This is a genomic window from Saccharothrix carnea, assembly GCF_003014735.1.
GTDB classification, from domain to species: Bacteria; Actinomycetota; Actinomycetes; order Mycobacteriales; family Pseudonocardiaceae; genus Actinosynnema; species Actinosynnema carneum.
Genome location: NZ_PYAX01000003.1, coordinates 739465 through 759372, shown reverse-complemented (window position 1 = coordinate 759372; position 19908 = coordinate 739465). Strand labels below are relative to the sequence as shown.

The 19908-nt window shown below is 72.0% G+C and carries 18 protein-coding genes; 7 read left to right on the top strand and 11 right to left on the bottom strand.

Annotated elements, in window-relative coordinates; translation table 11 throughout:
• Positions 1–18 precede the first annotated feature (18 nt).
• A complete protein-coding gene (locus B0I31_RS11805; protein ID WP_106615331.1) occupies positions 19–2031 on the top strand; it encodes a cellulose binding domain-containing protein in 2013 nt (670 codons plus the stop codon).
• A 42-nt stretch (positions 2032–2073) separates the two neighbouring features.
• Here B0I31_RS11805 and B0I31_RS11800 read toward each other — a convergent pair whose 3' ends face one another.
• A complete protein-coding gene (locus B0I31_RS11800; protein ID WP_106615330.1) occupies positions 2074–2838 on the bottom strand; it encodes an NAD(P)H-dependent oxidoreductase in 765 nt (254 codons plus the stop codon).
• 97 nt (positions 2839–2935) lie between these two features.
• On the opposite strand from B0I31_RS11800, the gene B0I31_RS11795 reads away from it, so the two are divergent.
• The gene (locus B0I31_RS11795; protein ID WP_106615329.1) at positions 2936–3799 is read left to right on the top strand and encodes a helix-turn-helix domain-containing protein; all 864 of its coding nucleotides are present in this window, start codon (positions 2936–2938) and stop codon (positions 3797–3799) included.
• Positions 3800–3808: 9 nt separating this feature from the next.
• Here the strand turns inward: B0I31_RS11795 and B0I31_RS11790 are convergent, their stop codons facing one another.
• The 3 genes from B0I31_RS11790 to B0I31_RS11780 all read right to left on the bottom strand — a co-directional run bounded on the left by B0I31_RS11790 (position 3809) and on the right by B0I31_RS11780 (position 6192).
• A complete protein-coding gene (locus B0I31_RS11790; protein WP_106615328.1) occupies positions 3809–4498 on the bottom strand; it encodes a dihydrofolate reductase family protein in 690 nt (229 codons plus the stop codon).
• Between the two features lie 69 nt (positions 4499–4567).
• The gene (locus B0I31_RS11785; RefSeq protein WP_106615327.1) at positions 4568–5824 is read right to left on the bottom strand and encodes an RNA polymerase sigma factor; all 1257 of its coding nucleotides are present in this window, start codon (positions 5822–5824) and stop codon (positions 4568–4570) included.
• Complete coding sequence (locus B0I31_RS11780) at positions 5821–6192, bottom strand: YciI family protein (RefSeq protein ID WP_106615326.1); 372 nt, start codon at positions 6190–6192, stop codon at positions 5821–5823. The genes B0I31_RS11785 and B0I31_RS11780 overlap by 4 nt, the downstream gene beginning before the upstream one ends.
• 183 nt (positions 6193–6375) lie before the next feature.
• On the opposite strand from B0I31_RS11780, the gene B0I31_RS11775 reads away from it, so the two are divergent.
• Positions 6376–7263, top strand: coding sequence for a substrate-binding domain-containing protein (locus B0I31_RS11775; RefSeq protein WP_245949815.1), 888 nt, complete (start codon positions 6376–6378; stop codon positions 7261–7263).
• Between the two features lie 15 nt (positions 7264–7278).
• Here B0I31_RS11775 and B0I31_RS11770 read toward each other — a convergent pair whose 3' ends face one another.
• The 3 genes from B0I31_RS11770 to B0I31_RS11760 form a co-directional block, all read right to left on the bottom strand.
• Positions 7279–8406: an HAAS signaling domain-containing protein gene (locus tag B0I31_RS11770; RefSeq protein WP_106615325.1), complete on the bottom strand. Its 1128-nt coding sequence runs from the start codon at positions 8404–8406 to the stop codon at positions 7279–7281.
• Positions 8403–8726 (bottom strand): PadR family transcriptional regulator, encoded by a 324-nt coding sequence (locus tag B0I31_RS11765; RefSeq protein ID WP_073888934.1) that lies wholly within the window; start codon positions 8724–8726, stop codon positions 8403–8405. Before B0I31_RS11765 ends, B0I31_RS11770 begins: the two co-directional genes overlap by 4 nt.
• 124 nt (positions 8727–8850) lie before the next feature.
• Positions 8851–10890 (bottom strand): beta-galactosidase, encoded by a 2040-nt coding sequence (locus B0I31_RS11760; protein WP_106615455.1) that lies wholly within the window; start codon positions 10888–10890, stop codon positions 8851–8853.
• 168 nt (positions 10891–11058) lie between these two features.
• Between B0I31_RS11760 and B0I31_RS11755 the strand changes: the two genes are divergently transcribed.
• Genes B0I31_RS11755 through B0I31_RS11740 form a run of 4 tightly spaced genes read left to right on the top strand, consistent with a single transcriptional unit; the run spans position 11059 to position 15134 of the window.
• Positions 11059–12345: an extracellular solute-binding protein gene (locus tag B0I31_RS11755; protein ID WP_106615324.1), complete on the top strand. Its 1287-nt coding sequence runs from the start codon at positions 11059–11061 to the stop codon at positions 12343–12345.
• Between the two features lie 5 nt (positions 12346–12350).
• Positions 12351–13280 (top strand): carbohydrate ABC transporter permease, encoded by a 930-nt coding sequence (locus B0I31_RS11750; protein WP_219910664.1) that lies wholly within the window; start codon positions 12351–12353, stop codon positions 13278–13280.
• On the top strand, positions 13277–14110 hold the full coding sequence (locus B0I31_RS11745) for a carbohydrate ABC transporter permease (RefSeq protein WP_106615322.1): 834 nt from the start codon (positions 13277–13279) through the stop codon (positions 14108–14110). The genes B0I31_RS11750 and B0I31_RS11745 overlap by 4 nt, the downstream gene beginning before the upstream one ends.
• A gap of 7 nt (positions 14111–14117) precedes the next feature.
• Positions 14118–15134 carry a LacI family DNA-binding transcriptional regulator gene (locus B0I31_RS11740; protein WP_106615321.1) on the top strand — a complete coding sequence of 339 codons (1017 nt, stop codon included), beginning with the start codon at positions 14118–14120 and terminating at the stop codon, positions 15132–15134.
• A gap of 38 nt (positions 15135–15172) precedes the next feature.
• On the opposite strand, the gene B0I31_RS11735 is transcribed toward B0I31_RS11740, so the two are convergent.
• From B0I31_RS11735 to B0I31_RS11720, 4 genes are all read right to left on the bottom strand, one after another.
• The gene (locus tag B0I31_RS11735; protein WP_106615320.1) at positions 15173–16411 is read right to left on the bottom strand and encodes a hypothetical protein; all 1239 of its coding nucleotides are present in this window, start codon (positions 16409–16411) and stop codon (positions 15173–15175) included.
• A 337-nt stretch (positions 16412–16748) separates the two neighbouring features.
• Positions 16749–18002 (bottom strand): hypothetical protein, encoded by a 1254-nt coding sequence (locus B0I31_RS41175; protein ID WP_219910663.1) that lies wholly within the window; start codon positions 18000–18002, stop codon positions 16749–16751.
• A gap of 38 nt (positions 18003–18040) precedes the next feature.
• Positions 18041–18685, bottom strand: coding sequence for a response regulator transcription factor (locus B0I31_RS11725; protein WP_106615319.1), 645 nt, complete (start codon positions 18683–18685; stop codon positions 18041–18043).
• Entirely contained in the window at positions 18673–19908 is a 1236-nt protein-coding gene (locus B0I31_RS11720; protein ID WP_106615318.1) for a sensor histidine kinase, read from the bottom strand. The genes B0I31_RS11725 and B0I31_RS11720 overlap by 13 nt, the downstream gene beginning before the upstream one ends.

Genomic DNA, 19908 nt, shown 5'->3' with positions numbered 1-19908 from the left:
CGATGAAGGAAACGTCCTATGAGACCGCGTCTCGTCGCGCTCCCGGCGCTCGCCGCGCTCCTGGCCGCCCCCGCCGTACTGATCTCCCCGGCACAGGCGGCCGACACCCCGGTCACCGTGACCGTCAACACCAGGGCCGGGTTGGAGGTGGTGCACGAGGCAGCGACCGGCGTCAACCACGCCATCTGGGACACCCACCTGGGCAGTGACGCGGTCGCCGACCTGCTCAAGGACGCCGGGGTGAAGGCGATGCGCTACCCGGGCGGTTCCTACTCGGACATCTACCACTGGGCCGACCACACCGCGCCCGGCGGCTACGTGGCGCCCAACACCGACTTCGACACGTTCATGAAGGGCGTGCGGAGGGCGGGCGGTCAGGCGATCGTCACCGCCAACTACGGCACGGGCACGGCCGAGGAAGCGGCGGCGTGGGTGCGGTACGCCAACGTCGAGAAGCAGTACGGCGTGAAGTACTGGGAGATCGGCAACGAGAACTACGGCAACGGGCACTACGGCTCCGGCTGGGAGGCCGACCACCACCCGGACAAGAGCCCGCGCTACTACGCCACCCTGGTCCGCGACTACGCCACGGCGATGAAGGCGGTCGACCCGACCATCAAGATCGGCGCGGTGCTGACCACGCCGGGCGAGTGGCCGGACGGCATCACGGCGGCGGGTGACAGCGGCTCGTGGAACGAGGTCGTGCTGTCCATCGCGGGTCCCGTGGTCGACTTCGGCATCATCCACTGGTACCCGGGCGGTGACACGGCGGCGCAGGTGCTGGCCAAGACCGACCGGGTGAAGGACCAGGTCGCGCTCGTGCGCGAGCAGTCGCGCCGGCTGGCGGGCAAGGAGCTCGGCATCGCGCTGACCGAGGTGAACACGTCGTTCGGCCGCAACACCCAGCCGGGCGCGCTGTTCGCCGCCGACGCCTACGCGACCATGATCGGCCACGGCGTGTTCAACGTGGACTGGTGGAACGTCCACAACGGCATGGGTCAGGTGCGCGAGATCGCGGGCCACCCCGACTACGACGACTACGGCCTGCTCTCCAGCGGCAACTGCGACGCCGAGGGCACGGTGTGCCAGCCCGCGCTGAACACGCCGTTCGCGCCGTACCACGCGATCTCGATGGTGTCGAAGTTCGCCCGGCCCGGTGACCAGCTCGTCACGGCCGCGTCCACCGACCCGTTGGTGCGCAGCCACGCGGCCCGGCGCACCGACGGCGGCCTGTCCGTGATGCTGATCAACCAGGACCCGGACGCCACCAAGACCGTGGACCTGCGGCTCTCGGGCTACTCGGCCGCCGCCGACGCGACCGTGCTGACCTTCGCCAACGGTGACACCGGCATCGCGACGGCCACCGGCTCGTCGTCCTCGGTCACGCTGCCGCCGTACTCGATCACCACCGTCGTGCTCAAGCCGCACGGCTCGGTGACCGGACCGGCCGCGCCCGCCCGCCCGGTCGCCGCCGAGGTCACCGACCGCACCGCCGCGCTGTCCTGGACGGCGCCGCCCGCCGGCGTGAAGTACGAGGTGCACCGGGTCAACGGCGCGAACACCGAGCAGTGGGGCGAGACGACCGGCACCACGTTCACCGCCGCCAACCTCACGCCCGGCACGCAGTACACGGTCAACCTGGTGGCCCGGGACAACGCGGGCAAGGTGTCGTGGTCCTCGCCGCCGCTGACCTTCACCACCGGCACCCCCGCCAACTCGACGTGCGCGGTGACCTACAAGGAGAGCACCAACTGGGGCAACGGCTTCGTCGCCGACCTGCAGATCACCAACACCGGCACGCGGCCCGTCGCCGGGTGGACGCTGACCTACACCTGGCCGACCGGCTGGCAGCAGGTCTCCAGCGGCTGGAACGCCACCTGGTCGCAGACCGGCCACCAGGTGACCGTCGCCAACACCGCGACGCTCGCGCCCGGCGAGTCGACCACGGCCGGGTTCGTGGGCGCCTACCAGGGCCCGAACGTGCACCCCGTGAAGTACTCCCTCAACGGCAAGCTCTGCACCACCCGGTAACGCGGGTTCGCCGTCCCCCGCCGGCCGCCGGCGGGGGACGGCTCACCGCAGGTGCAGGTCGAGGCCGTTCGTCCCCTTCGGCTCCAGGTCCGGCAGCAGCCGCAGGTCGCGGTCGTAGTCGGTGGTGAGCGATCGGAACGGGACCGGGTCGTCGGTGAACAGACCGGCCAGCCGGCGCCGGTACTCGCTCCGCGCCGCCGCGAACCGCGCCGCCGGCACGTCGACCGAGCCGTGCACGACGAACGGTTCGAGGGGCGCCATGCCGGTGAACCACAACACCCCGTGCTGCAACGGGAAGAGGACGTCCGCCAGCCGGCCGTGCGCGCCCCGTTCGGAGAACGCCGACTCACGCGCGCCGATCGTCACCGACAGCAGCGCGCGCCGTCCGCCCAAAGCGCCCTCCGTGTACGGCGGCGGCACGGCCGGTCCGTACGCGAAACCGTTGGTGAACACGCGGTCGATCCAGCCCTTGAGGATGGCCGGCACCGAGAACCACCACAGCGGGAACTGCAGGATCACCGCGTCCGCCCAGCGCACCTTCTCCTGCTCGGCGGCGACGTCGGCGGTCAGCCTGCTCGTCAGGGTGGCCCGCTCCTGCGCGGTCAGCACGTCGAGCGGCCGGTCGCCGGTGTCGTCGGGGAAGTCGTCGGCGTCCACCGCGGCCTTCCACTTCATCGCGTAGAGGTCGGACACCCGCACCTCGTGCCCGGCCGCGCGCAGCTCCTCGACCGCGAACGAGGCCAGGGTGCCGTTGAGCGACCGCGGTTCGGGGTGTGCGCTCACCACGAGGATCTTCTTCCTGGTCATGTGATCACGTTCGCGCGGCGCGGGCGGGGTAGCCAGCACCCGGTCCAACCGGCGGAACCGCGATCCTGGTACCGCGAGGGCCACGCATACTTGATCCATGGCAGGCGTGGAGGTGCGCGGCGACAACGTCGACGGGGTCGGTGACGTGGGGCGGGCGCTCGGCGGTTTCCTGCGCGCACGCCGGGATCGCGTCGCACCGGAGCACGTCGGGCTCGCCGCGGGACGTCGCCGCCGGGTGCGCGGGCTGCGCCGCGAGGAGCTGGCCCAGCTCGCCGGGATCAGCGTGGACTACTACGTGCGCCTGGAGCAGGGCCGGGCCACGCAGCCGTCCGCCGAGGTGCTCGACTCGCTGGCCCGCGCGCTCGACCTCGACGTGGCGGAGCGCAAGCACCTCGCGACCCTGGCCGCCGCCGGGGAGGGTCCTGCTCCGCAGGCCCGCGTCAGCCCGTTGTTGCGGCGGCTCCTGGCCGCGGCGGGCGACTTCCCGGCGTTCGCGACGGATCACCGCCTCGACGTGGTGGCGTGGAACGAGCTGGGGTCCGAGTTGTTCGGCGGTCTGGCCGACCCGGGCCGCCGCGACCGCAACAACGCCAGGTTCCTGTTCCTCGACGACGCCGCCCGGTCCGTGTTCCCCGAGTGGGAGCCGCGGGCCGCGGAGGCGGTCGGCCAGCTGCGGGTCGCCGCCGGGCGCTATCCGGACGACGGGGAGCTGGCCGCGCTCATCACCGACCTGTCCGCGCGCAGCGCCGAGTTCCGGAGGATCTGGGCCGGTGGCGAGGTGGTGATGTGCGCGGCGGGGCGCAAGCGGTTGCGGCACCCGGTGGCCGGACCGCTCACCCTGGACTACGAGACGCTGCACGTGCCCGCGTCACCCGGTGAGACGGGCTTGGTCGTGCACGTGTTCAGCGCCGAGGAGGGCAGCGCGGAGGCCGCCGCCCTCGCCCGGCTCCGCTCGTCCTAGGGGACGCTCTCACTGCCCGTCGCCGCGTCCCCGGTCGTCCAGGACGAGTGGGGCGCGGCCCTGGACGGCGTAGCGGACGTGGGTGACGTCCGGGGCGTGCAGGACGCGGATCGGCGTCAGCTCGATGCCCTCCTTGTGGCCCAGGCCGAGGTCGGCGTCCAGCAGGCGCAGGCCGGTGCCGAGGACCACCGGGACGATGTGCAGCTCCAGCTCCTCCAGCAGGCCGGCGGCCAGGACCTGGCGGACCAGCGAGCCACCGCCCGCCACGGCGACGTCCTTGCCGCCCGCCACGGCCTTGGCCTGCTCCACCGCGCTCGCGACGCCATCGGTGACGTACGTGAAGCTGGTGCCGCCCTTGCGCTCCAGCTTCTGCCGCGGCCGGTGGGTCACCACGAACACGGGCGCGCGGAACGGCGGCTCCTCGCCCCACGGCACCTCGCCGCCATCGGCCATCCGCCGACCCATCACGTACGCGCCAGCGGCGTCGAAGTTCTCCTGGATGACGTCGGAGTTGAGGTCGCGCTCGCCGCCCGCGAAGCCCTGCCGCTCCCGCCACGACATCGCGCTGATCGCCCAGCGGGTGACGCGGAAGAACGCCGCCGCCTCCACCGACGCCAGCCAGTCGCCGGCACCGTCGTGGCGCGGTCCGGCGTAGAAACCGTCGAGGGACACCGACAGCTGCGCGGTCACCTTGGTCATGCTGGTCCTTCCTCCCGGCGACACCCCACGGGGCCGCTCGGGAGGGGATCGGAGCCGTCGAGGGGATTTCTACGTCGACCCGGAAAAATCTTCGGCGGACGCGCAGCGGGCCGCCCGGCGCAGGAGGAACCGCTGCTCGGCGACGTTGCCGGCCAGTCGGGCGGCCTCCCGGAACGCCTCGCCGGCGGCGGCGAGGTCACCCGCCCGTTCGAGGAGGTGGGCGCGCACGGCGAACAGCCGGTGGTGGCCGGCGAGAGCGCCGCGTTCCAGCTCGGCGAGGACGTCCAGCGCGGCACGCGGACCGCGGACCTCGCCCAGGGCCACGGCCCGGTTCAGCGCGGTGACCGAGCTGGGTGCCAGGCGTTCCAGCACGTCGTACAGCGCGAGGACCTGCGGCCAGTCGGTGTCCTCGGCCGTGGCCGCCTCGCTGTGCACGGCCGCGATCGCCGCCTGCACCTGGTACGGGCCGACCGGGTGGGCCGCCAGGCTGCGGGTCACCAGCTCGGTGCCCTCGGCGATCGCCGCGCGGTCCCACCGCGTCCGGTCCTGTTCGGCCAACGGGACCAGCATGCCGTCCGCGTCGGTGCGCGCGGCGCCGCGTGCCTCCGTGAGCAGCATCAACGCCAGCAGGCCGGTGGTCTCGCCGGAGTCGGGCAGCCGGTGGTGCAGCTCGCGGGTGAGCCTCAGCGCCTGGCCGGTCAGGTCGGGCCGGCGCAGCCGGGGGCCGGCGCTGGCGCTGTAGCCCTCGTTGAACAGCAGGTACAGCACGTGCAGCACGACCGCGAGTGCCCGTTCGCGGTCGGCGGGCAGCTCGAACCGGGCACCCGCCTCCAGCAGCCGCTGCTTGGCGCGGGAGATCCGCTGGCCCATCGTCTTGTCCGGCACCAGGAACGCGGCGGCGATCTCGGTGGTGGTCAGCCCGGCCACGGCGCGCAGCGTCAGCGCCATCTGCGACGGCGCGGTCAGCGCGGGGTGGCAGCACAGGAACAGCAGTTCCAGCAGGTCGTCACGCGCGGGCTCGGCGTCCGGCGGCGGTGCGAGCAGCTCGTCGCGCGGCACGGCGTCGAACAGCGCGTGCTCGCGGCGTTCCCGGGCGGCGTCGGACCGCACCAGGTCGACGTACCGGCGGGCGGCGACCGTGGTGAGCCAGCCGAGGGGGTGTTCGGGGACGCCGTCGCGGGACCACGCTCCGGCGGCGTCGATCAACGCTTCCTGCACCGCGTCCTCGCAGCGCGCGAAGTCGCCGTGCCGGCGCACGAGGGTGCCGAGCACCCGTGGCGTCAACGCGCGCAGGACGTGCTCGACCGGCTCGCGGTCGGAGGTCAAAGGTCGCCGCCGCCCTGTGCCATCAGCGGCCACACCTCGAGCCCGCCGCCCAGGCCGCGGCTGTAGCGCAGGGCCGGGTAGGACCGCGCGATCTCCAGCGCCCGCTGCTCGCTGTCGACGTCGACCACGAAGTAGGAGCCGACGTACTCCTTGGCCTCCAGGTACGGGCCGTCCGTGACGACGGGCGCCTCGTCGACCACGCGCACCGCCCGCGGGCGGGACACCAGGCCCTGCGAGTCGACGAGCTCGCCGGACTCGCGCAGGTCCGCGTTGAACGCGTCCACGTCGGCGACCAGCTTCGCGAACTCCTGCGCGTCCACGCTGTTCCACACCTGCTCGTTGCCGTAGATCAGCATCAGGTACTTCACCGCGGGCCTCCCACCGTCGACTTCGGACGGTGGGGATTCTGCCAGGCAGCCCAGGCTTTCGAAACTTTTGCGAAACCGGGTCCTTCCACCGGTGCTTCGAAGCAGGGGCCTCCGCCTCTTCTGGTGAATCGTTGCAGTTCAGGGCATCGTTGTGTTTCGCTGGATTTCCGATAGTGTCGGACCGTGAGCGCGCTGAAGATCCTCGAACGCACGTGCGTCGTGCGCCGGGCGCGGAACGACCGGCCGCACCCTCCCGCGCCGGTGGTGGAGCTGGTCTTCCCCGCCCTGAACAGCGCGTGGGCCATGGAGGTGATGTGGGGCGTCGTGGACTCCGGGCTGGACGTGGTGATGTCCTCGGCGGTCGGTCGCGGCACGTCCTGGGCCGCCGACGTGGTCGAGGCGCGGCGTGCCGGCGTGCTGCTGGTGACGTGCCCGATCAGCGTCGCCGAGGAGCGGGTGTTCGCGCGCGCCGGGGTGCCGCTGGTGCACATCGACCCGGTCGCCGCGGGTACGCCGGACCTGCTCAGCGTCGCCGCCACCAACCGGGCGGGCGGTGTCACGGCGGTGAAGCACCTGCTGTCGCTGGGGCACCGGCGGATCGGCGTCGTCGGCGGTCCGCGTGACGTGCTGTGCAGCCGTGCCCGGGTGGACGGCTACCGGTTCGCCCTCGACCGCGCCGGTATCGCCTTCGACACCGCGCTGGTGCGCCACGCCGACTTCACCCGTGAGGGCGGCCGGCGGGAGGCGGAGGTCCTGCTGCGCCTGCCCGACCGGCCGACCGCGGTCTTCGCGGCCAACGACGAGCAGGCCCTCGGCGTGGTCGAAGCAGCCCGCGCCGCTGGCCTGTCGACACCCGGTGACCTCAGCGTCGTGGGCTTCGACGACCTACCCGCGGCCCGCCGCTGCACCCCCGCCCTGACCACCGTCCGCCAACCACTCGCCGCGATGGGCAGGCAGGCGGGCTGGATGCTGGCCGACCTGATCGCCGGCCACCCCCCGACCACCGACCACGTCGAACTGCCGACCGCCCTGGTCGTCCGCGACTCGACCGCCCCGCCGACCCCCTGGTGACGGGGCGCCGTCACGTCAGCCGGTGGTCGTGGCCGTCGTCGGTGGGGTCGTGGTCGACGGGATCGGGGTGGTCGGTGCGGGGGACTGGGTGACGGTCGACGGTGGCGCGGTGGTGGTGGTCGGCAGGGTGGGCATGACGACGGTGAACGGGACGCCCGGTTCTTCGTGGCAGCCGCGTTCGTCGTGGACCACGCGGGGGCGGGGGTAGCGGTTGTCGTGGCGGTCGGCGCCGGTGCAGCCGTACCACGTCGCGTTGAGCGGGCGGCCCTCTTCGTCGTAGAGGTGGACGTCGGTCAGCGGCTTGCCGTCCTTGTCGAACACGTAGATGTTGTGGCGGGTCGGCGGCGACGGGGTGTAGGAGACCGGGGCGCTGATCGGGTAGGTGTCGAAGCGCAGGACCAGCGCGCTGAGGACGGCCAGCAGGACGCCCAGGGCGAACCCGGTCGCGGGCAGGCTGATCCACAGCCAGCGGCGGTCGGTCCTCGCCTTCGGGCCGGCGAACAGCGACAGCGCGGCCAGCGCCAGGGCGAGCACGAACATGAGGTCCGGCCGGTAGACCAGCGTGCCACCCGCGGCGATGAGCAGGGCGCGGCCGATCCACCACACCGGCTGGAAGACCCGCAGTGACTCGAACGCCTTGCCCAGGTCGGACTTGAGGACCTTGGTCAGCGCGTCCCTGATGGCGACGGTCTCCGGCAGCCGCGTGATCGCGGTGAGCAGGCCCTTCTGCCGGAACACCAGCAGGGTGGCCGCCGCGGCGCAGAGGCCGACGAGCACGGTCACCTCCAGGGCGTCGCCGCGGGTGACGGCGAAGCCGAACGCCATCACCGTGCCGGCCACCAGGCTCCACAGCGCGAACCGGGCCGGGAACACCAGCCGGTCGCCGCCGGTGTCCGCGGCGGTGGACGTGGGGGAGGGGTAGCCGGCCGCGGCACGCAGTTCCTCGGCGTACGCGCGCGGAGTGCCCAACCGGTCGATCAGGGCGGCCAGCGAGAACTCGTCGCCCATCTCCTCGGCGACCTCGACCACGTGCGCGCCGGCGTCGTCCATGATCTCGGCGACCTCGGCGGCGGGCAGGTCGGCCAGTGCCTCGCGCATGCCGTCCAGGTAGTGCTTGACCTCGGTGTTCGTCTGCGTGTTCATGCACCCTCCCCCAACAGGTCGTCCAACGCCCGCGCGAACGACTTCCAGGTCTGGCCCGATTCGACGAGCCGTTCCCGGCCCGGCTCGTTGAGGCTGTAGTACTTGCGGTGCGGGCCCTCTTCGCTGGGCACGACGTACGACGTGAGCAGTCCGGCGTTGTAGAGCCGGCGCAGGGTGCCGTAGACCGACGCGTCGCCGACGCCGTCCAAGCCGCCCTGGCGGAGTCTGCGCAGCACGTCGTAGCCGTACCCGTCCTCCTTGCGCAGCACGGCAAGGACGGCGAGGTCCAGCACCCCCTTGAGCAGCTGGCTGGTGTCCATGCACTTCTCCCCGGTGGTGTGCGATGGATGGTACTACGGAAAGCGCAGTACCGCGCGCACGGGGGTAGTGGTCGACGGAAGCTCCGGCCGGGTGCGGGGGAGGCACCCGGCCGAAGCCTGCCGGTCAGGACTTGAGCACCGCCGTGCCGCCCGCGGGCACGTGCAGCTCGGACTCGCACTGCTCGCCGGTGAGCAGCTCCGTGCCGGACGCGGCCAGGCGCACGTCGGCGTCGGTGTGGTTGAGCACGAACAGGTAGTCGGCGTCGGCGCCGCGGCGGCGCACCACCTCCACGTCACGCGGCAGGTCGTCGCGCACCTCCACGCCCGCTGCCGGGTACACCTCGCGCAGCACCCGGTCGAGCGCCGCGCCGCGCAGCCGGGTCGAGACGTACCAGGCGGTGCCCGCGCCGAGCCGGTGCCTGGTCACCGCCGGGCCACCGGCCGCCGGGCCGTCCACATAGGAGTGCACGGCCTCCGCGCCCTCCAAGCGGACGTGCTCGGCCCACACGTCACCGCGCAGCCCGCCGTCCAGCGCGACCTCCTCGCCGGCGCGCAGCGGCAGGAACTCCTCGACCTCCAGCCCCAGCACGTCCCGCAGCGCACCGGGGTGCCCGCCGGGGTGCACGGCGTCGTTGCCGTCGACGATGCCGGAGAAGTACGAGACGACGAGCGTGCCGCCACCGGCCACGTAGTCGTGCAGCACCTTCGCCGCCGGCGTCGAGGTCAGGTACAGCGAGGGCACCACGACCAGCCGGTAGCCGCTCAGGTCGGCCTCCGGTGCGACGAAGTCCACGGTCAGCCGGGCGTCCCACAGCTGCTCGTAGAACGCGCCGACGCGTTCCCGGTAGGACAGGTCCACCGAAGGCCGCCAGTCCAGCTCCAGCGCCCACCACGACTCCCAGTCCCACAGCACGGCGACGTCGGCGCGCACCAGGCTGCCGCGCACCTCGTGCAGCGCGCCGAGGTCGCCGCCCAGCCGCACGACCTCCTGCCACAGCCGGCTGCGGGTGCCCGAGTGGGGCAGCATCGCCGAGTGGAACTTCTCCGCGCCGAAGCGGGAGGCGCGCCACTGGAAGAACATCACCGCGTCCGCGCCGCGGGCCACGTGCGCCAGGCTGTTGCGGCGCATCTCGCCGGGCCGCTTGGCCAGGTTGCGCGGCTGCCAGTTCACCGCGCCGGTGGAGTGCTCCATCAGCATCCACGGCCGACCGCCCGCCACCGCGCGGGTCAGGTCCGCCGACATGGCCAGGTCGATGTGGTTGCGGTCGGCCTCGGCGGTCAGGTAGTGGTCGTTGGCCACCACGTCGACCTCGCGGCCCCACCGCCAGTAGTCGATCGACTTGCAGTTGGTGGTCATGAAGTTCGTGGTGATCGGCACGGTCGAGTGCTGCCGCAGGATGTCGCGCTCGGCGGTGTAGCAGGCCAGCAGCTCGTCCGAGCAGAACCGGGCGTAGTCCAGCTCGTGCGCCGGGTTGCCGGTCGTGCCGGACACCCGCGGCGGCTCGATCTCGGCCCACTCGCCGTAGCGCTGGCCCCAGAAGCTCGTGCCCCAGGCCTCGTTGAGCGCGTCCAGCGAGCCGTGCCGGGCCCGCAGCCAGCGCCGGAACGCCGTGGCCGACTCGGGGCAGTAGCACGCGCCGACCGGTGCGCCGTACTCGTTGTGCACGTGCCACAGCGCCACCGCCGGGTGGTCGCCGTAGCGGGCGCCGAGCTGCCGGGTGATCGACGCGGCGGCCTGGCGGTAGGCGGGGGCGCTGGGGCAGAACGTCGCCCGCGACCCGCGTTCCAGCTCCGTGCCGTCCTTCGTGACCGGCCGGATCTCCGGGTGCGCGCGGTAGAGCCAGGCGGGCGGCACGACGGTCGGCGTGGCCAGGTTGACCGCGATGCCGGCACCGTGCAGCAGGTCGAGCAGCCGGTCCAGCCAGCCGAAGTCGAACTCGCCGGGCCGCGGCTCCAGCAGCGCCCAGGCGTGGATGGCCACGCTGACCAGGTTCACCCCGGCCTGCCGCATCAGCTCGACGTCCTCGACCCACACCTCTTCCGGCCACTGCTCGGGGTTGTAGTCCCCGCCGTAGACGAGGCCGTCCACGCCTACCGGCATCCGCGGTGCGAACGGGTCACCCAGGGCCCGTTCGCCGGCCTGGCGAGGCACCACAAACGTCATGAACACTCCAGTGGCTGTGAACGTGCACGGTCTCCTCGCAGATTACGGTGCAGATAAGAGGGGCCGTCAAGTGGTTGACAGGCTCGAACACGAGTCAACTACTGTGCACGTTCACAGCGCGGTTCTCGCTGGCAGCGGCGTCAGCGACGCGGAACCCCCGGAGACCTCATGCGACTCGACATCGCGAAGAAGGCCCTGGCACTCGGCCTCGGCCTCGCCCTGCTCGCCGGTTGCGGCGGCGGCACCGAGCAGACTGCAGACGGCCCGGTCGAACTGTCCTTCTGGGCCTGGGCGCCCGACATCGACAAGGTCGTCGACAAGTGGAACGCGAGCCACCCCGACGCCAAGGTCGTGGTGAGCAAGCAGGCCCAGGGCGATGACCTGGTGACCAAGCTCCTGACCAGCGCGAAGGGCGGCAACCCGCCGGACCTGGCGCAGGTGGAGTTCCAGGCGCTGCCCACGCTGGTCAGCAACGACGTGCTGGCCGACATCTCCGAGGGCGCCGCGGCCGTCAAGGACAAGTTCGCGCCCGGCATCTGGGACCAGGTGACGCTCGGCGGCAGCGGTGTCTACGCCGTGCCCCAGGACTCCGGCCCGATGATGTTCTACTACCGCGCCGACCTGTTCGAGCAGTACGGCCTGAAGGTGCCGACCACCTGGGACGAGTACGCGCAGACCGCCCGCGACCTGCGGGCCAAGGCGCCGGACAGGTTCCTCGGCACGTTCTCGGCCAACGACCCCGGCTGGTTCGCGGGACTCGTGCAGCAGGCGGGCGGCTCGTGGTGGTCGGTCGACGGCGACGCGTGGAAGGTCTCCGTGGACGACGCCGCGACCAGGAAGGTCGCGCAGTACTGGAGCGGCCTGATCGCCGAGGGCTCGATCGACAAGTCCCCGATGTACACGCCCGAGTGGAACAAGGCGCTCAACGACGGCGTGCAGATCGGCTGGCTGAGCGCGGTGTGGGCGCCGGGCGTGCTCAAGGGCAACGCGGAGGGCACGGCCGGCAAGTGGGCGATGGCCCCGATGCCGCAGTGGGACGCCGCCAAGCCGCGCACCGGCAACTGGGGCGGTTCGACCACGGCCGTGACCGCGGGGTCGAAGAAGCAGAAGGCGGCCACCGAGTTCGCCGTCTGGCTCAACACCGACCCGGCCGCGGTCGAGCTGCTGGTCAAGGAGAGCGGCATCTACCCGGCGGCGACGTCGGCGCAGGAGGCGCAGTCCCAGCCGCCGTCGTTCTTCGCGAACCAGCCGGACTTCTACAGCCAGGCCGCGAAGATCGCCGCCACGTCGTCCGGCTTCACGTGGGGGCCGAACGTCAACGTCACCTACACCGCGTACAAGAACGCGATGGGCGAGGCGATCAGCTCCGGCGGCGACCTCGTGCCCGCGTTGGCGAAGATGCAGGCCGCGACCGTGGACGACATGAAGGCCAACGGCTTCACGGTCGGCGGCTGAGTTCCGTGACGACTCGTGTGTCGTCCGGGCGGGGTGGTGCGGCGCCCAAGGTGGCGCCGTACGCCTTCGTGGCCCCGGCGGTGGTGCTGTTCCTGCTGGTGTTCGCGCTGCCGATCGCCTACACGGTGTACCTGAGCCTGTTCCGCACCGAGGTCAAGGGCCTCGGGCTGGGCAAGGGCAGCCGTTCCGAGGTGTTCGTCGGCCTGGACAACTACGTGCGCGCGCTGACCGACTCCGAACTCGGCGCGGGCGCGTTGCGGGTGCTCGGCTACGGCGCGATCCTGGTGCCGACGATGCTGGGGCTGGCGCTGGTGTTCGCGCTGCTGCTCGACGAGGACCGGGTGCGGGCCCGCGGGTTCAGCCGGATCGCGATCTTCCTGCCGTACGCGGTGCCGGGTGTCATCGCGTCGCTGCTGTGGGGGTTCCTGTACCTGCCGGGCACCAGCCCGTTGAACCAGGCGCTGCGCGAGCTGTCGCTGCAGGACGTGAACCTGCTGTCGCCGACCGGGATCTACTTCGCGCTGGCCAACATCGCGGTGTGGGGCGGTGTCGGCTACAACATGGTCGTCCTCTACACCGCGTTGCGCTCGATCCCGCGCGACCTGTACGAGGCGGCCCGGATCGACGGCTGCACGCCGTGGCAGGTCGCGGTGCGGATCAAGGTACCGCTGCTGGCGCCCGCGCTGGTGCTGACCTCGTTGTTCTCGATCATCGCGACGCTGCAGGTGTTCGCCGAGCCGACCACGCTGGCGCCGCTGACCAACTCGCTCTCGCTCACCTGGACGCCGTTGATGAAGGTCTACCAGGACGCGTTCGGCCGCGGTGACCTGTACTCCGCCGCCGCGACGTCGGTGCTGATCGCCTTGGCGATGTTCGTGATCTCGTTCGGGCTGCTGCGGGTGACGCGGTCGCGGGCGTTCGGGGGTGAGCGGTGAGGGCGCGTCTGGGCGGGTTGCCGACGTTCGTGTTGTTGTTGGGTGCGGCTTACTGCCTGTTCCCGGTGGCGTGGGTGTTGATCGCGGCGACCAAGAGCACCGGTGAGCTGTTCTCCACGTCGACGCTGTCGGTGGGCTCGTCGCTGGTGGCGAACCTCGGTGAGCTGCACGGCTACCGCGGCGGCGTGTTCTGGCAGTGGGTGGCCAACTCGGCGCTGTACGCGGGGGTGGGTGCGCTGCTGTCGGCCGCGTTGTCGGGTGTCACCGGGTACGCGTTGGCCAAGTACGCGTTCCGGGGTCGGGCGCTGATCTTCAACGCGTTGATCGCGGGCGTGCTGGTGCCCGCGGTGGTGCTGGCCATCCCGCAGTACCTGCTGCTGTCGAAGGTCGGGCTGACCGACACCTACCTGTCCGTGCTGCTGCCGAGCGTGATCAGCCCGTACGGCATCTACCTGGCCCGCATCTACGCCGCCGCGTCCGTGCCGGAGGACGTGGTCGAGGCGGCCCGCACGGACGGTGCGAGCGAGGTGCGCATCCTGGGTTCCATCGCGTTGCCGATGATGGTCCCGGGCCTGGTCACGGTGTTCCTGTTCCAGTTCGTGTCGATCTGGAACAACTTCATGCTGCCCTACATCATGCTCGCCGACGACGGGAAGTTCCCGGTCACGCTCGGGCTGTACACGATGCTCAAGCAGGGCAACACCACGCCCGCGCTCTACACCCTGGTCGTCACCGGCTCGCTGGTGTCGGTGCTGCCTCTGATCGCGCTGTTCCTCACGTTGCAGCGATACTGGCGCATCGACTTGCTCTCCGGAGCGGTGAAAGCATGAGGGAGTCATGACCGGGAACAGGGCGCCGCGCAACCGGCCGACCATCCACGACGTGGCGGCCGCCGCCGGCGTGTCGCGGGGCACCGTCTCGCGCGCCCTGAACGGCGGTCGCAACGTCAGCCCGGCCGCGCTGGAGGCCGTGCTGAAGGCCGTGCGGACCACCGGGTACGTCGCCAACCCGGCCGCGCGCAGCCTCGTCACGCAGCGCGCGCACTCGGTGGCGTTCGTGCTCACCGAACCGCAACAGCGGCTGTTCGAGGACCCCAACTTCAGCATCCTGCTCCAGGGCTGCACGCAGGAACTGGCCGAGGTCGACGTGCCGCTGCTGTTGATGACCGCCAACACGGAGGTCGAGCGCAAGCGCACCAGCCGCTTCATCGCCGCCGGCCACGTGGACGGTGTGCTGCTGGTGTCGTCGCACACCGGCAACCCGTTGCTGGAGGAGCTGCGCGACTCGGGGATCCCCGTGGTGGCCTGCGGCAAGCCGATCGGGCACGAGGGGCAGGTGGCCTACGCGGCGGCCGACGACCGCTCGGGTGCCCGGCTGATGGTCGAGCACCTGCGGTCACGCGGACGTCGCCGGATCGCCACCATCACCGGTCCGCCCGACACCCCCGGCGGTGTCGAACGGCTGGCCGGCTACCGGGACGTGCTCGGCGCCGACGCTTCCCCGGATTTGATCGCGCACGGCGACTACAGCCGTGCCGGTGGTGAGGCGGCGATGGCCGCGCTGCTCTCGCGGGCGCCGGACCTGGACGCCGTGTTCGTCGCATCCGACCTGATGGCGGCGGGTGCGCTGAACGTCCTGCACGACTCCGGCCGCCGGGTACCCGAGGACGTCGCCGTGGGCGGTTTCGACGACTCCAGCATCGCCACCTCCACCCGCCCCGCCCTGACCACCGTGCGCCAACCGTTCCAGCGCATCACCCGCGAGATGGTGCGCCTGCTGCTGGACCAGATCCAGGGCGAGCCGCCGGCGGCGTCGATCCTGCCGACCGAGCTGGTCGTGCGCGCCTCGACCTAGCGCTCACGCCACGCGGAGTCGGACCGGCTGGGCGGTACTCAGCGCGCGATTGCCTCCAGCGCGCTGCGCCGGGCGGTGACGTCGTCCGGGTCGTCGCCGTGGACCAGCAGTTGCAGGGTGCTGAGCAGGACGGGGTCGTCGGTGCGGGTGCTGTCGTGGCCCGAGGTGACGAGCACGCCGCCCGCGTCCAAGGCCGGGCTGAGGTGGGCGAGCAGGTCGGCCAGCGGTGCGGCGGCGGTCAGTTTCACCGACTCGGCGAAGCCGGCCAGTGCGTCGGGGCGGACCGACCGCAGGGCCAGCAGCGGGATGGAGCCGCTGGTGATGCGGAAGTTCAGGTCGAGCATGACCAGTTGGCCGTCGAGGGTCTCGGCGCAGTCCAGGCTGCACAGGCCCCGGTAGCCGACGTCGGCGGCGCGTTGGGTGATCGCCAGGCACTCCGCGAGCAGGTCCGCGGGCGGCGGGTCGACCGGCCCGAACCGGCCGCCGACGTAGACGCCGGTCGCGTCGACGCGCTGTTCGGTCACGGCGAGCAGGCGTGCCACCGAGTCCGGGCCGACGTAGAGCTGGACGCCCCAGTTGCGCGCGAGGTACAGGTACTCCTCGACCACGAACTCGCCGAGCAGGTCGGTGAACGCCGGGAACGCGACCTGTTCGCCGGCCTCGTGCAGGTACACGTCGAGGCTGCCGCCGTGGGCGTCGTTCGTGGCGGCCTTGAGCACCCAGGACTTCTCCGCGGGCGTGGCGCCGACGAGTTCACCGCGGGTCACGACGCTGCGCCGGGCGTGGAAGCGCGGTGCGACGAACGTGCTGATGGTGGCCTTGTTGTTCAAGTAGCCGACGAGGTGGGCGGTCTTGACCATGCGCTCGTCCGGGCACAGCGCGCTCGGCTGGGGGTACTCCATCGCGATCGGCAGGCCATCGGCCATCGCCTCGGTGACGCGGTCGGCGAAACCGGCCTCGTCGCGGAACTCGCGCAGGTCGTCGCCGACCGGGAGGCCGCCGTCGCGCAGCCGCGCCAGCAGCACCGGGTCCGTGCCGCCCGCGCTGCAGATGACCGGGGTGTCACCGGCGACCGCGATCGGCCGGGCGGAGAGCGCGTCGACGGTGTTGCGGTGCCGGCTGGTGCTGGTGCTCGCGGCCGGACGTGCGCAGACGGCGACGCCGGGGCCGTACACGTCGGTGAGCGCCCGGGGTGCGTGGACGGCGGGCGGCAGGGAGGTGGAGGTGCTGATGGCGTGCTCCCGTTGGGGGTGAGTCGGGACGGCCGCGCGTGCCACACGGTGGTGTGGACGTCGATGCCGTGAGAACCCGCGTGACGCGGGTGCGAGCCGTGTGCCGTGCCGATGCGGCGTCCACTGTTGGCCCGGTCGATGCTCGGGGCCGGATTCGTGAACCGTGGGCGACCAGCCCGGATGCGGGCTGTGTGCCCCCAGCCTCCCACGCCGCCCCCACCTCACCCAAACGCCCACCGCGAGAGTCCGACGTTCACGCGTCGAGAGTCGTACGTTCACGACACCTGAATTCAACGTTCAGCCGACGTGCCGCTCGTCGTGAGCGTTGAATTCAGGGTGCGTGAACGTACGACTCTCGGGCGCTGAACGTACGACTCTCGCGTTAGTGGGGGGTGAAGGTCAGGCAGAGGCGGAGGGGGTGTTCGCCCCACGTGTTCATCGCGTACATGGCCAGGATGCCGCCCGCCTCGATCGACTCGCGGGTGGCGGGCGAGGTCAGCGAGGACTGGCCCAGCCACATCGGGGTCTCGGTGGGCGGTGTCGGTGCGGTCCGGGCGATCGACAGCTCGTCCTGCACGGCCAGCCGCACGTAGGGCTCGGCCAGGTCCCCGGTGTGCGTCCCGGGCTCCACGGTGACGTGCTCGCCCCGCTCCGCCGCCGCCACGCTCACCCGCCCGATCCAGCGGAACGCCTCCAGCAACGTGTCCGTGGTCAACGCCTCGTGCGCCTCGAGCCCGGTCACGCGTGTGAGCCCCGCCGTGCCACTGGCGATACCACCGTCCTCGGACCGGTAGCGGTTGAGCAGCATGATCGTGGCCGACGACTCGTCCAGCGCGACCAGGTCGCGGAACCGCCGGTCGGTCAACGGCGTCCGCGCCAGCGCGCCGAGCGCCAACTTCGCCAGCACGACGTCCGGCTCCGCCATGCGCCAGAACGTGCACTCGTCGTCGATCCACAACGGCAGGTAGCCGCCGATCGGCAGGCCCGGCACGACCGTCGTCAACGTCGAGCCCACCTCAGGCACGGCAGGAGCGGGTGCAGGCCCGGGATCGGGCGTGAACGGCGGCAGTGCGGCGAACCGCGGGTCGACGCGCGCGGTGCGGATGGTGTGGTGCGCCCAGGCGCGGACGCGGGACAGCGGGTGGTCGGCGAACTGCGCGTCGTACCGCGGGTCGTCACCCCGGTGGAACGGCAGACGCCCCTCCACCTCCGGCGCGTACGGGTGCGGCATCACCCAGTCCTCGAACCCGAGCTGCGCCACCAGCACCGCCTCGCGCATCCCGGTCATGCCCCGCTCCACCGCCTGCAGCTTGAGCACGGCGCTGCTCCCGGCCTTGGGCACGGTGAACGAGCCGATGAACGCCTGCCCGGACGGCTGGTTCGGCAGCGGCACCTTCACCACCTGGAACAAGGCGGGCACGTCACCGAGCCGCACGTGGTGCGCCTCGATGAGGCACCCGACCTGGCCGGTGGTGACCGCCAGGTCGTGCCGCAGCTTCGGCAGGTCGTCCAACGACGCGGGCAGGTCCGGCACCAGGTCGAAGTACGTGAGGCTGACCTGGTCGCCGTTCGCCGGGTTCACCCACGTGGCCTGGTCGCGTTGCTGTAAACCGGTCGTGTCGAATGCGATAGGCACCCGTTGACCCTAATGGGGTGGCGCCCGATCGGGTCAGTTCACTGGTTGAGATAGGCCAGTACCGCCCGGACGCGGCGGTGGGTGTTGTCGGCCGGTGGCAGGTCCAGCTTGGTCAGGATGTTGCTGATGTGCTTCTCCACCGACGGCGGCGCGAGGACGAGTTCGGCGCAGATGGCCGAGTTGGACAGGCCCTGCGCCACCAGCGCCAGGACCTCGCGCTCCCGTGCGGTCAGGGTGGTGATCCGCTGGTCGCGGGTGTTGCGCGCGAACAGCTGGCGGATCACCTCCGGGTCCATCGCGGTGCCGCCGGCGGCCACGCGTTCCAGCGCGTCGAGGAACTCGTCCAGCGCCGTCACGCGGTCCTTGAGCAGGTAGCCGATCGCGCCGTTGCCGTCTGCCAGGAGTTCGGTCGCGTACGTGCGCTCGACGTACTGCGACAGGATCAGGATCGGCGCCTTCGGGTCCTGCTCGCGCACCGACAACGCGGCGCGCAGCCCCTCGTCCCGGAAACCCGGCGGCAATCTGACGTCCACAATGGACAGATCCGGTCGGTGCTCCAGCACGGCGCGTTCCAGGTCCGGCGCGTTGTCCACGGCCGCGACCACGGTGTGCCCGGTGTCGGTCAGCATCCGCACCAGGCCGTCGCGGAGCAGCAGCAGGTCTTCGGCGATCACGATGCGCACGGGAACTCCGCTCGGACGGTGGTGGGCCCACCGGGTGGACTGGTGACCTCCATCGTGCCGTCCAACGCCTCGACCCGGCGCCGCAGCCCGTCCAACCCGGAGCCGGACGGGTCCGCGCCGCCGCGCCCGTCGTCCCGCACGGCAAGCGCCAGCACGTCACCCGACCGGCGCACCGTCACCACGCACTCGTCCGCGGCGGCGTGCTTCACGGTGTTCGCCAACGCCTCCGCCACCACGAAGTACGCCGCCGACTCGACCGCCGCCGGCAGCTCGCCCAGGTCCGACGCCTCCACCACGACCGTCAACGGCGCGTCACCCGCCAACGCCGTCAGCGCCGCCACCAGCCCCCGGTCGGTCAGGATCGGCGGGTAGATCCCGCGCACCAGCCGCCGCAGCTCGGCCAGGGCGTCGTCCAACTGCCGCCGAGCGCTCATCACGTCCGCCCGCGCCGGGTCCTCCGCCAACCCCGCCGCCCGCAGCTTCCGGTCGGCCAGCGCCAGCGTCATGCCCGCCGCCACGATCCGGGCCTGCGCGCCGTCGTGCAGGTCCCGCTCGATCCGCTGCAACTCGGCGGCCTGCGCGTCGACCACCCGCAGCCGCGTCTCCCGCAGCGCGCTGACCTGCTGCCGCAACCGCGCCCGCGGCCCGGCGTCCAGCAACCGCGCCGCGATCGACGCCTGCACCCGTGCCACGGCCGCCACCAGCCACAACACCGGCCACAGCGCCACCAGACCCGCCAACGACATCGTGAACCGACCGCCGACGGTGTTGAACAGCCAGTCCGCCACCGGGTACAGGCGCGGGTTCGGCACGGCCCACAGCCATGCCGGCGCGAGGAGCACCCCCAGCTCGACGACCCCGGCGACCACGCCCACCACCCCGGTCACCAACCCGACCGGGAACCCCGCCAGCAGCCACGCCAGGTCACGCCACGTCCCCGGCTCGCGGATCACCGAACGCCCCCGCGCCCACAGGTTGGTGCCCGTCACCGGCCCGTACGGGTCGGCGATCACGCGCCGCAACACCCACCCGGCCCGCCACCGCTCCAGCCGGGCGATCCACCGGCTGACCCACGTCACCGCCAGGAACACCGGCGGCCCCAGGTAGGTGAACGACAGCAGGCCGCAGGCCAGCGTGGTCAGCACCGCCCACACGAACGAGGCGGGTCCGGTCACCAGGCCGGCCAGCAGGTGGGCCAGCGCCCTGGCCGCTCGGGGAAACAC

Coding starts and splice junctions, on each gene's coding strand:
- B0I31_RS11805 (WP_106615331.1), top strand. CDS start 19: ATGAGACCGCGTCTCGTCGCGCTCCCGGCGCTCGCCGCGCTCCTGGCC.
- B0I31_RS11800 (WP_106615330.1), bottom strand. CDS start 2,838: ATGACCAGGAAGAAGATCCTCGTGGTGAGCGCACACCCCGAACCGCGG.
- B0I31_RS11795 (WP_106615329.1), top strand. CDS start 2,936: ATGGCAGGCGTGGAGGTGCGCGGCGACAACGTCGACGGGGTCGGTGAC.
- B0I31_RS11790 (WP_106615328.1), bottom strand. CDS start 4,498: ATGACCAAGGTGACCGCGCAGCTGTCGGTGTCCCTCGACGGTTTCTAC.
- B0I31_RS11770 (WP_106615325.1), bottom strand. CDS start 8,406: ATGAACACGCAGACGAACACCGAGGTCAAGCACTACCTGGACGGCATG.
- B0I31_RS11765 (WP_073888934.1), bottom strand. CDS start 8,726: ATGGACACCAGCCAGCTGCTCAAGGGGGTGCTGGACCTCGCCGTCCTT.
- B0I31_RS11760 (WP_106615455.1), bottom strand. CDS start 10,890: ATGACGTTTGTGGTGCCTCGCCAGGCCGGCGAACGGGCCCTGGGTGAC.
- B0I31_RS11755 (WP_106615324.1), top strand. CDS start 11,059: ATGCGACTCGACATCGCGAAGAAGGCCCTGGCACTCGGCCTCGGCCTC.
- B0I31_RS11740 (WP_106615321.1), top strand. CDS start 14,118: ATGACCGGGAACAGGGCGCCGCGCAACCGGCCGACCATCCACGACGTG.